Origin of the sequence: Bradyrhizobium liaoningense (assembly GCF_018130955.1) — a bacterium.
Taxonomy (GTDB): domain Bacteria; phylum Pseudomonadota; class Alphaproteobacteria; order Rhizobiales; family Xanthobacteraceae; genus Bradyrhizobium; species Bradyrhizobium liaoningense_C.
The window spans coordinates 211,082-222,743 of sequence record NZ_JAFCJM010000005.1; the positions used below are offsets into that span (position 1 = coordinate 211,082).

Consider the following 11,662-nt stretch of genomic DNA (forward strand, 5'->3'; position numbering starts at 1 on the left):
CCGGCATTTTTCCGGCGCGTTGCTTGCACAGGAGTTGGATGAAAAATATCCGCGGACGTTCCCTAAAAATTACGCGCCAATTCCGAGGCGCTTCAGCACGGCTTCGGTCAGGCGCTCGCAGCGCACGCCTGCGAACGGGAACGCATCCATCACCACAGGACCGATCTTCTTCTCGACGTTCTCGCGCAGCATGGCGCGCGCGCGATGCAGCCGGGTCTTCACCGTCTCCGGCTTGACGCCGAGCAGCGCCGCCGTCTCCTCCATGCTCATGCCTTCCATCACCCGCGCGATGAAGACCATGCGGAAGACGTCGGGCAATTCATCGACCGCGCGCTCGACGACGCGCTGGATCTCACGTTGGGCCATGGATTTTTCCGGATCGGCGGACGACAGGGGAAACTGGATGATCTGGGCTTCGAGCGTTGCCTCCGGCACCGATCCCAGTTCGACGTGGGTTTTTTGGCTGCGCACGCGGCCGAGCGCCTCGTTGATCGCAATGCGCGACAGCCAGGTCGACAGGGCAGACTCGCCGCGAAACCCATCGAGATGGGTGAATGCGCGGACATAGGTCTCCTGCACCACGTCCTCGGCCTCGCTGTCACTACGCAGGATGCCGCGGGCAAGACGATAGAGCCTGCGGTTGTTGGCCTGCATGATCGCGCGGAGCGCGGCCTCATCGCGAGCCTGCGCGCGGCGGACGAGCTCCGCCTCGGGCGTGCCGGTATCGATGGCCGGGAATGTTGCAGTGCGATGCATGGCGGTCACGGGCTCGCCTCCAAATCTACCGGACATTGGATGCGAGCGTGTGAAAAAGGTTCCCGGATTTCTTGCTTACCCTCACCTGGAGGGTCAAGAATCTAGTCCGTCTCGATCGGCAGGCTGGTGTCCCTCGCCCACTCGCCCATGGAGGCATCGTAGAGCGTGAGCTTGTCGTAACCGAGCGCGCTGAGTAGGAAGAGATTGATCGTCGCCGAGATACCGCCGCCGCAATAGCAGATAACGTTCTTGTCGCGCGTGATCCCCTGCGCGGTGAACTTCGCCTCAGCGTCCGCTAGCGTGGTCAGCGTCTTGTCGGGGTTGACCAGCGTCGCCGCTGATACATTCACGCTGCCGGGAACCCGCCCGGGCCGACCATAGCGGCTCGGCTCCAGCCCGCGATGAAACTGCGAGCCCAACGCATTGACGATCACGGTCGAGGGATCGCCGCGCTTGGCGAGCACGGCGGATTTGTCGACGAAGAGCCCAGCGCGCGGCGAGGCCTTGAAGGTCGCCGGCGGATAGACCTTCGGCGCACCCTGCTCGATCGGCCGGCCTTCCGCCTTCCATTTGTCGAACCCGCCGTCGAGCACCATGGCCTCGACACCGAGCGAGCGCAGCATCCACCAAACCCGCGTCGCCCACATCATGGTGCCTATGCTGTAGAGCACGATGGTCTTGGACGCATCCATGCCGTGACGGCCGAAGGCGGCCTCGAGCTGGGCGACGGACGGCATCATGAAGCGGAGGCGCGTGGATTGGTCGGAGAACTCGCCTTGCAGGTCAAGGAAATCGGCGCCCGGGATGTGGCCGGCCGCAAAGGTCTTGTCGCCAGGCACCGCAAGATAGGGATCGTCGCTGCCTTCCGGCAAAGGTTCGAGATAAGTCGTGCAATCGTAGAGCCGCAGGTCTGATAGCCCGAGCATGGATGCGAGTTGCTCGGTGGAGATGAGGGATGCTTTTTTGATCATGACCGGCTCCCCAATGTCGCCCTGGCGATACGACGCGTCCTACGCCTTCAACGTCTCCAAAAACCGCACCGGCTCGCCCTGCGACGGTGTCGTCAGCTCGCCCTGCCACATCACACGTCGACCGCGGACGAAAGTGCCGACGGGCCAGCCGGTGACGCGCACGCCGTCATAGGGCGTCCAGCCGGCTTTGGAGGCGACCCATTTGTTGGTAATCGTTTCGCTGCGCTTGAGGTCCACGACTGTGAAGTCGGCGTCGTAGCCGGCTGCGATGCGGCCCTTGCAGGCGATGTTGAACAGCCGCGCGGGGCCCGCGCTGCTGAGATCGACAAAGCGCGCGAGCGAGAGACGACCCGCATTGACGTGGTCGAGCATCAGCGGCACCAGCGTCTGCACGCCGGTCATGCCCGAGGGCGAAGCCGGATATGTCTTCTGCTTCTCCTCCAGCGTATGCGGCGCGTGGTCGGAGCCGAGCACGTCGATGATACCCTGCTCGATGCCGCGCCAGATGCCGGCGCGGTGATCGGCCCCGCGCACCGGCGGATTCATCTGCGCGAGCGTGCCGAGCCGCTCGTAGCATTCCGGTGCGGCCATGGTGAGATGATGCGGCGTCGCTTCGCAGGAAGCGACGTCCTTGTGGTCGCGCAAATACTCGATCTCTTCCTTGGTCGAGATGTGCAGCACATGGATGCGCTTGCCGGTCTCGCGCGCGAGGTTGACCAGGCGCTCCGTCGCCATCAGCGCCGCCGTCTCATCGCGCCATACCGGATGCGAGCGCGGGTCGCCCTCGATGCGCAGCGGCTTGCGGTCGTTGAGACGGTACTCGTCCTCGGCGTGGAACGCCGCGCGACGGCGGATCACCTGGAAGATACGGCGCAGGCTCTCGTCATCTTCCACCAGCAGCGCGCCGGTAGAGGAGCCGATGAACACCTTTACGCCGGCGCAGCCCGGTGCGCGTTCCAGCTCCGGCAGATGGTTCACGTTCTCGCGGGTGCCGCCGATGAAGAAGGCGAAATCGCAATGCATGCGATGATGGCCGGCCTTGATCTTCGCGGTGAACGCCTCCTCGGTGACCGTCAGCGGATTGGTGTTCGGCATTTCGAACACCGCCGTGACGCCGCCCATCACGGCGCTGCGCGAGCCGGTCTCGAGATCTTCCTTGTGCGTCAGGCCGGGCTCGCGGAAATGCACCTGCGTGTCCATCACGCCGGGCAGGATGTGCAGGCCCTTGCAGTCGATGGTTTCGCCTGCGGAGGCCTGCGACAGACTGCCGATCTCGGCGATGCGGCCGCCGGTGACGCCGATGTCGCGGACGCCCTCGCCGTCCTGATTGACCACCGTGCCGGATTTCAGGATCACGTCAAAGCGCTGGGTCATGGCTGTCCGTCTCTCTCATCCCCAAGCGCAGGGCTTGAGGTCTTGTCGTTCATCTTTTGGGGGCTTACGTTCGTTGCCAAGATGTCGCAAGAGATTTTCGCATGAAAGCAGCGTTTGTCAGTGATCGGGGCGTGGTCAAGGTCACGGGCGAGGATGCGCGCAACTTCCTCAACGGCCTCGTCACCACTGATGTCGACAGGCTGAAACCCGGACTGGGCCGATTCGGGGCCCTGCTGACGCCGCAGGGCAAGATCGTCGTGGATTTCCTGATCACCGAGGCGCCTGCCGGCCATGGCGGCGGCTTCCTGATCGACTGCCCGCGCGCGCTGGCGCAGGCCCTCGCCGACAAGCTCAAATTCTACAAGCTACGCGCCAAGGTCGCGGTGGAAAACCTCACCGACGATCTCGGCGTGCTCGCGGCCTGGGATGGCGCGCTCGCGACCCAGCCGGACCTCACCTTCGCGGATCCCCGCGACGAGCGGCTCGGCGTGCGCATCCTGATCCCGGCGGACCTCAAGGAGAAGCTCGCCAGCCTGATCGGCGCGGAACTCGTCGATGCCGCCGACTACGAGGCCCATCGCATCGCGCTTGGCGTGCCGCGCGGCGGGCTCGATTTCATGTATGGCGATGCTTTTCCGCACGAGACCAACATGGACCGGCTGGCCGGCGTCGATTTCGACAAGGGCTGCTATGTCGGCCAGGAAGTGGTGTCGCGCATGCAGCACCGCGGCACCGCGCGCACCCGCAGCGTGAAGGTGCTGATCGACGGTCCCGCGCCCGAAGTCGGCGTGCCCGTTCTCGCCGGCGACAAGCCGGTCGGCACCATGGGCTCGACCGCGCGCGGCGCGGGCATCGCACTGGTGCGCACCGATCGTGTCGCCGATGCGCTCGATGCTGGCCTGACGCTCACGGCCGGCGGCCTGAGCGTGAAGCTCGCTGAACCGGACGTCGTCCGCATGCCAGCCAAGCAGCCCGTCGCATGAGCCGTGGTCCCCGCCTGCACGCCGATGGCCTCACCCGCTGCCCCTGGCCCGGCGAAGATCCGCTCTACGTCGCCTATCACGACACCGAATGGGGCGTGCCGGAATACGACGACCGCGCACTCTATGAAAAGCTGATCCTCGACGGTTTTCAGGCCGGCCTCTCCTGGATCACGATTTTGCGCAAGCGCGACAATTTTCGCAAAGCGTTTGACGATTTCCAGCCGGAGAAGATCGCGCGCTACAACGCCAAGAAAGTCCACGCGCTGATGAACGACGTCGGCATCGTGCGCAACCGCGCCAAGATCGACGGCGCGATTTTGAGCGCAAAGTCCTATCTCGAAATCATGGAGAAAGGCCCGGGCTTCTCAAGACTGCTGTGGGATTTCATGGGCGGCCAACCCAAGGTCAACCGTTTCAAGACCACTGCGAGCGTGCCGGCGTCGACGCCGCTCTCGGTGCAGATCTCGAAGGAACTGTCCTCGCGCGGCTTCAAGTTCGTCGGCCCGACCATCGTCTACGCCTTTATGCAGGCGACCGGCATGGTCAACGATCATCTCGTCGACTGTCATTGTCACGCAATCTGCGGCAAGACCGCCCGCAAGCCGCGCCTCAAAGTCAAATGACGGCACGAAAGCCGGCCACCAACGACGTCACGTCCCGCGCCTGGCAGCGCATGCTGTCGGGACGGCGGCTCGACCTGCTCGATCCCTCGCCGCTCGACGTCGAGATCGCCGACATCGCCCACGGCCTGGCGCGGGTCGCGCGCTGGAACGGGCAGACCGTCGGCGCGCATATCTTCTCGGTGGCTCAGCACACGTTGCTGGTCGAGACCGTGATGCGGCACGAAACGCCGCGGGTGGACCAGCGCGTACGGCTCGCCGCGCTGCTGCACGACGCCCCCGAATACGTCATCGGCGACATGATCTCGCCGTTCAAGGCGGTGCTCGAAGGCCATTACAAGGCGGTCGAGAAGCGCCTGCTCGGCGCTATCCATATCCGCTTCGGATTGCCGCCTGATCTCGCCGACGAGATCACGCAGGCGATCAAGGCCGCCGATCGCGGTGCAGCGTATCTGGAGGCAACCCGGTTGGCCGGCTTCGGCGAGAGCGAGGCCAGGCGCCTGTTCGGCCGCGATCCGGGCCTGCCCGAGGCGACCGAGCGCGACTACCTGACGCCCTGGACCGCCGCCCGGGCCGAGAAGCGCTTTTTGGAGCGGTTCAATGCGGTGTTTTCGTAGGTGTGTTCCGCTCTGGTAGGGTGGGCAAAAGCGCGAAACGCTGTGCCCACCATCCTTCCGCAATTGCAACAGAAGTGGTGGGCACGCTTCGCTTTGCCCACCCTACGGCAGCTCGCTATAATCGGTTTCCAAAAGGGACTGCCATGATCCACGTCTGTTCGCTCGCCGCATTGCCCGAAACCGTCCGCCTCACCGGTGCCAGCCATGTGCTGACGGTGATGGCCAATGTCGAGCAAGTGGCCCGGCCCGTCTCGGTGCTGCCCGCCAATCATCTCAAAGTGTCGATGGATGACATCACCGAGGAAATGGACGGTTTTGTCGCCCCGTCCGAGGGACACATCGAGCAGGTCCTCAACTTCGTGCGCAGCTGGGACCGCAGCGCGCCGCTGGTCGTGCATTGCTATGCCGGCATCAGCCGCTCCACCGCGAGCGCGTTCGCCGCGGTCTGCGCGCTCAACCCGCATCGCGACGAGATAGAGATCGCCAGGAAGATCCGCGCGGCCTCGCCAATCGCCTCGCCCAACCGGCGCATCGTCGGCCTCGCCGACCGCGCGCTCGGCCGCGAAGGCCGCATGCTGCGCGCGCTCGACGAGATGGGCCCCGGCGCGATGCTGGTCGAGGGCCGCCCTTTCGTGATCGATCTCGAATGACCGCACAAATCTCTTCGATCGCCGCCGGATGAGCGACAAGCTGCTGACGCCGATCGAGATCGGCCTGACCGCTGCGATCGTCGCGATCGAGGGCAATGAGCCGCTGATCCTGACCGCGCGCGGCAGCGATCAGCTCGCAGGACTCCCCTTCGGTCCGTTCGATGCGCTTTCCCATCGCACGTTCGAGATCGGGCTGCGCGCCTGGGTCGAGGCGCAGGCGGGATTGAAGCTCGGCTATGTCGAGCAGCTCTACACATTTGGCGATCGCGGCCGGCATGCGGAGGCCAGCGATACCGACGCGCATATGGTTTCGATCGGATATCTCGCGCTGACCCGCGCCGCCGACAACGCCGCGCCGGCGCCGGGGGCGACCTTCGAGCCCTGGTACCGCTTCTTCCCCTGGGAGGACTGGCGCGAGCAGCCGCCGGCAATCATCGCGCGCGACATCATTCCGGCACTGGCACGATGGGCCGAGGAGGACACGCCGGAGACGACACGCGCGCTGCCGCGGAAGGATCGCGTGCGGCTCTATTTCGGCCAGGACGGAGCGCCCTGGGACGAGGAGCGCGTGCTCGACCGCTACGAGCTGCTCTACGAGGCCGGCCTGATCGAGGAGGCGCGGCGGGATGGCCGCCCTGCGGCATTAGCGCGCAAGGCGCTTCCTTCCCTCGGTATCTCGATGCGGTTCGACCACCGCCGGATTCTGGCAACCGGAATCGCGCGGCTGCGCGCAAAACTGAAGTACCGCCCTGTCATCTTTGAACTTTTGCCCGCCGAGTTCACACTCACTGAACTGCAGCACACGGTGGAGGCAATCTCGGGCCGGCACCTGCACAAGCAAAATTTCCGCCGTCTTGTGGAGACCGAGGCCTTGGTCGAACCGACCGGGGTGATGTCGACACAGACCGGCGGGCGGCCGGCAGCGCTCTACCGTTTCCGCCGCGAAGTGCTGCAGGAGCGGCCCGCGCCCGGTTTGCGCATGCGCTCCCGTCGCTAGGATAGATTTGCGCGATTCGCCTCCCTGGCCGATCGCCTGGAGGCCTTATGTTCGAGAACCCGTTTGAGCTCGTTGCACTGATAAGTGCGATCGCTGCGTTCATGTTTGCGCTGAGAGCCTCCAACGAGATCACGGAATTGCGCCGGCGGCTGAACCTGCTGGAAGAGGCCGCGCGCACGGCGCGACCGATCCAACCGCCCGCGCCGATGCCCTTGCAGGATGGTCTCGCGCCGGCTGCAAGCGCGGCCGTGCCGCCACCGCTTCCGCCCGAACCCGAACTGGCGCCGCCGCTCGCAACGGAGCAGATCGCGCCTCTCCAGGCGGATGCGGGCGAAGTTTCCGCACCGCCTCCGGTCCCGGCAGCCACGCCCGGGCTCGAAGAACGGCTCGGCACGCGCTGGGTGGTCTGGATCGGCGGCCTTGCGCTCGCGCTCGGCGGCTTCTTCATGGTTCGCTATTCGATCGAAGCCGGCCTGCTCGGCCCCGGCGTGCGCGTGTTCCTCGGCGGCCTCTTTGCGCTGGCGCTGCTCGGTGCCGGCGAATGGACGCGCCGCAAGGAAAGCATCTCCGCGATCGAAGCGCTGCCGATCGCCAATATTCCGGCGATCCTCACCGCGGCCGGCACGGCCGTCGCATTTGCGACAATCTATGCAGCTTACGCGCTCTACGACTTCCTCGTGCCCGCAACCGCCTTCGTGCTGCTCGGCATCGTCGCGATGTGCACGCTGGCTGCCGCGCTGTTGCATGGGCCCGCACTGGCGGGTCTGGGCGTCGTCGGCGCGTTCGTGACGCCGATCCTCGTCTCCAGCGACAAGCCGGACTATTGGGCGCTCTACGTCTATCTCGCGATCGTCAGCGCTGCGAGCTTCGGTCTTGCCCGCATCCGGCTGTGGCGCTGGCTCGCGGTCACCACCATCGTGTTCGCGCTGCTCTGGACCTTCCCAGGGCTCGACCTCGGCGCGCAACTGGTCGCGCCGCATGCCTTCCACGTGATCGCGGGTTTCGTCCTCGCGAGCCTGCTGGTCGTGTGCGGGTTCATGTTCGGTCCCGATATCGAGGACGGCACGATCGAGCCGATCTCATCGGGCTCGCTCGCGGCCTATCTGTTCGGCGCCATGCTGATCGTGCTGTCGAGCTCGCACGCCGATCTCGGACTGATCACGTTCACCATCCTGGTTGCGGCGACGCTGCTGGTGGCCTGGCGCGCACCGTCCGCGACCGGCGCGCTAGGTGCTGCCGCCGCGTTCGTCTTCATCATGTTTGCCGAATGGGCCGTGCGCGCCAATCCGGACATGCTGGTGCTGCCCGGCGGTCCCTTGCCCGGCATCGGCCCCGTCGCGACCGACAGTTCGGTGATGCTGCACCTGGTGATGGCCGCGCTGTTCGCCGCGGGCTTTGGCATCGCCGGCTTCCTCGCGCAGGGACGTTCTGCCTCGCCCATCATCCCCGTGGTGTGGGCGGCGACGGCGACCGCAACGCCGATTGCGCTGCTGGTCGCGCTCTATGCCCGCATCGCCCATCTCGATCGCTCGATCCCGTTCGCGATCCTCGCAGTGATCCTGGCCGCAGCCTTTGGCACTGCGACCGAGGCGCTGACCCGGCGCGAGAACCGACCCGGTTTGCCGATCTCGATCGCGCTGTTCGCAACAGGCACGCTCGGCGCGCTGGCGCTGGCGCTCACCTTCGCGTTGGAGAAGGGCTGGCTGACGATAGCGCTGGCGCTGATGTCGCTCGGCACGGCCTGGATTTCGATGCAGCGGCCGATTCCCTTCCTGCGCTGGCTCGCGGCGATCTTCGCGGCCATCGTCACCGCGCGCGTGGCCTACGATCCCCGCATCGTCGGCGACGCCGTCGGCACCACGCCGATCCTGAACTGGCTGCTCTGGGGCTACGGCCTGCCGGCGCTGTCGTTCTGGGGCGCGAGCATCTTCCTGCGCCGCCGCGCTGATGACGCGCCGCTGCGCATGGTGGAAGCGGCTGCGATCCTGTTCACGGCGCTGCTCGCCTTCATGGAGATCCGTCACTTCGCAACCGGGGGCAACATGACGGCGGCGCCCTCGCTGCTCGAATTCGCGCTCCAGGTCTGCGTCACGCTCGCCATGGCGATCGGGCTCGAACGGCTACGGCTGCGGAGCCGCAGCATCGTCCACAATGTCGGCGCGGTCATTCTCACGGTCATCGCAGGCCTGATCGCCGTCGGCGGACTGTTGCTCCTGGAGAATCCTCTGCTCTGGCGCACCGACGTCGGCGGACCGATCTTCAACTATATCCTGCTTGGCTACGCCCTGCCGTCGCTGCTGATGCTGCTGCTGTCCTATGCGGTCGCGGGTCACCGCCCCACGGCCTATGCCAATACGCTGGCTGGCGGCGCGCTGGTGTTCGCGCTCGCTTATCTATCGCTGGAGATTCGACGCTTCTATCACGGCCCGATCCTCTCCATCGGCGTGACCACGGGCGCCGAGCAATACACCTACTCGATCGGCTGGCTCGCCTTCGGCGTGGTGCTGCTCGGCGTCGGCATCCTGGTCAATTCGGAGCGGGCGCGGCTGGCGTCGGCCATCGTCATCGCGTTGACGATCCTGAAGGCCTTCGTCATCGACATGTCGGCGCTCACGGGTGTCTACCGCGCGCTGTCCTTCATGGGGCTCGGCATCGTGCTGGTCGCCATCGGGTGGCTCTACCAGCGGATCCTGTTCCGCCGGCAAACGCCGCCACCCGTCGCACAGCCAGGCAGCTGAAGCGCGACTTATCGCACTTCGGCTCTTTGTTTGAGCATGGCCTTTTCGGAAAACCGCTGCACACTTTTCCGGATCATGCCTTAAGGATCAGGCCGCGCGCACCGACTCCAGGAAACTCGCGACCTCGACCTTGAGGCGCGTGCTGTCTGACGCCAGCGACTTTGCCGCCGACAGCACCTGCGTCGAGGCCGAGCCGGTCTCGACCGCGCCGCGCTGCACGTCGGTGATGTTCGAGGAGACCTCCTGCGTGCCGAGCGAGGCCTGCTGCACGTTGCGCGAGATCTCCTGGGTCGCGGCGCCCTGCTCCTCGACGGCGGCGGCAATCGCCGACGACACTTCGGACAGTCTTTCGATGGTACCGCCGATCTCCTGGATGGCGCTGACGGATTCCTGCGTCGCCGCCTGGATGCCCGCAACCTGCTGACCGATCTCGCCGGTCGCCTTCGCGGTCTGCTCGGCCAGCGCCTTCACTTCGGAGGCAACGACCGCAAAACCGCGGCCGGCTTCGCCGGCGCGTGCGGCCTCGATGGTCGCGTTCAGCGCCAAGAGATTGGTCTGGCCCGCGATGGTGTTGATGAGCTCGACGACGTCGCCGATGCGGGCAGCCGCCTGCGACAGCTCGTTGACGCGCTCGTTGGTGCGCGCAGCCTGCTCGACGGCTTCGGCCGCCATGCGCGCCGAATCCTGCACGCGCCGGCTGATCTCGGTGATGGAGGACGAGAGCTCTTCGGAGGCCGACGCAACCGACTGGACGTTGGTGGAGGCTTCTTCCGATGCCGCAGCAACGACGGTGGAGAGCTCCTGCCCGCGCCGCGCGGTGCCGCTCAGCGTCGTCGCCGACGCTTCCAGTTCGGTCGAGGCTGACGAGACGGTGCCGACGACCTCACCGATCATGGCCTCGAACTTGCGGGTGATCGCATCGACGCGGCGTCCGCGCTCGATCTTGGCCTCCGCATCGCGCGCCGCCGCTTCGTCGGCCGCCCGCTTCGCGATCAGAGCCTCCTTGAATATCTGCAGCGCATCGGCCATCGATCCGATCTCGGTCCGCTCGCCGCGATGCGGCACTTCGGCGGCGAGATCGCCCTCTCCGAGCGCCTGCATCGGCTGAATGATCGAACTGATGCCGCGCGACACGTCGCGGATCAGGAAATACGCCGCGGCGATCGCGAGCAGGACGGCGGCCAGGATGATGCCGACCAGCACGCGGAAGATGGTGCGGTAGCTGTCGGCCGCCGCCCTGGTCTCCGCCTCGGCGCCCTTATTGTTGAGCTCGATGTCCTTCAGGAGCAGCGGGTCAGCGGCCTGGGCCATCTTGGCGACCTTGGTCTGCAAAAGATTATTGGCCTCGACCGGGAAGGCGCCGACGCCCTTGCGCGACAGGGCCATCGTCTCCTCAACGCCCTTCAGATAGTCATCCCAACCCTTGGTCCATTGCTCGTAGATGCCGCGTTCCTCAGCCGAGGTGATCAGCGGCTCGTAGGACTTGCGCGTCTTCTCGATCCGCTCCCGCAGCGACGCCAGCCGCTTCTCGGCGGCCTCCTTGCCCTCGGCAGTATCCTGCATCAGGTGCAGGCGCAGCGCGACGCGCAGCTCGTTGATGTCGGCGCGCATGGAACCAAGAGCGCGAACGCTCGGCAGCCAGCTCTCGGCGATTTCGACCGTGTGCGCGTTGATGTTCTGCATCGTGGCGATCGCCATCGCGCCGACACCGGCCAGCGACAGCACCAGTACGCTCAGTACGGTCAGAATTTTAATTCGGATCGACAATTTCGACATAACACAAGTCCCTGCGGCGCTAGCGGCCGCGCGTTAGAATCCGGCGACGCCTGTGAGAGGCGGCTGGGACTTAAGTTCAACAGAGCTGGCTGATTTTTCTGAATGGCCATTCTCACACGCAAATTCCAAGCGACGGTTAACGAGCTCCACCGCGAATCTGCATGACGGTCATGCCTCAGC

Annotated in this window: 10 protein-coding genes; 6 read left to right on the forward strand and 4 right to left on the reverse strand. The window is 65.7% G+C overall.

Annotation, left to right across the window (positions count from 1 at the left end):
- Positions 1–69: 69 nt before the first annotated feature.
- The 3 genes from JQ632_RS06465 to JQ632_RS06475 all read right to left on the reverse strand — a co-directional run bounded on the left by JQ632_RS06465 (position 70) and on the right by JQ632_RS06475 (position 3,101).
- Positions 70–756, reverse strand: a complete 687-nt coding sequence (locus JQ632_RS06465; RefSeq protein WP_249151485.1) for an RNA polymerase sigma factor — start codon at positions 754–756, stop codon at positions 70–72.
- Between the two features lie 101 nt (positions 757–857).
- The gene (locus tag JQ632_RS06470) at positions 858–1,727 is read right to left on the reverse strand and encodes a sulfurtransferase (RefSeq protein WP_212401446.1); all 870 of its coding nucleotides are present in this window, start codon (positions 1,725–1,727) and stop codon (positions 858–860) included.
- Positions 1,728–1,766: 39 nt separating this feature from the next.
- Positions 1,767–3,101 (reverse strand): dihydroorotase, encoded by a 1,335-nt coding sequence (locus JQ632_RS06475; RefSeq protein WP_212401447.1) that lies wholly within the window; start codon positions 3,099–3,101, stop codon positions 1,767–1,769.
- Positions 3,102–3,202: 101 nt separating this feature from the next.
- Between JQ632_RS06475 and JQ632_RS06480 the strand changes: the two genes are divergently transcribed.
- From JQ632_RS06480 to JQ632_RS06505, 6 genes are all read left to right on the forward strand, one after another.
- A complete protein-coding gene (locus tag JQ632_RS06480; RefSeq protein ID WP_212401448.1) occupies positions 3,203–4,084 on the forward strand; it encodes a folate-binding protein YgfZ in 882 nt (293 codons plus the stop codon).
- Entirely contained in the window at positions 4,081–4,707 is a 627-nt protein-coding gene (locus JQ632_RS06485; RefSeq protein WP_212401449.1) for a DNA-3-methyladenine glycosylase I, read from the forward strand. Before JQ632_RS06480 ends, JQ632_RS06485 begins: the two co-directional genes overlap by 4 nt.
- Positions 4,704–5,321, forward strand: a complete 618-nt coding sequence (locus tag JQ632_RS06490; protein WP_212401450.1) for a YfbR-like 5'-deoxynucleotidase — start codon at positions 4,704–4,706, stop codon at positions 5,319–5,321. Before JQ632_RS06485 ends, JQ632_RS06490 begins: the two co-directional genes overlap by 4 nt.
- A 143-nt stretch (positions 5,322–5,464) precedes the next feature.
- Entirely contained in the window at positions 5,465–5,971 is a 507-nt protein-coding gene (locus JQ632_RS06495; RefSeq protein ID WP_212401451.1) for a tyrosine phosphatase family protein, read from the forward strand.
- A gap of 28 nt (positions 5,972–5,999) precedes the next feature.
- On the forward strand, positions 6,000–6,968 hold the full coding sequence (locus tag JQ632_RS06500) for an NrtR DNA-binding winged helix domain-containing protein (protein WP_212401452.1): 969 nt from the start codon (positions 6,000–6,002) through the stop codon (positions 6,966–6,968).
- Positions 6,969–7,015: 47 nt separating this feature from the next.
- Positions 7,016–9,706 carry a DUF2339 domain-containing protein gene (locus JQ632_RS06505; protein WP_212401453.1) on the forward strand — a complete coding sequence of 897 codons (2,691 nt, stop codon included), beginning with the start codon at positions 7,016–7,018 and terminating at the stop codon, positions 9,704–9,706.
- Between the two features lie 87 nt (positions 9,707–9,793).
- Here the strand turns inward: JQ632_RS06505 and JQ632_RS06510 are convergent, their stop codons facing one another.
- Complete coding sequence (locus tag JQ632_RS06510; RefSeq protein ID WP_212401454.1) at positions 9,794–11,482, reverse strand: methyl-accepting chemotaxis protein; 1,689 nt, start codon at positions 11,480–11,482, stop codon at positions 9,794–9,796.
- Positions 11,483–11,662 lie beyond the last annotated feature (180 nt).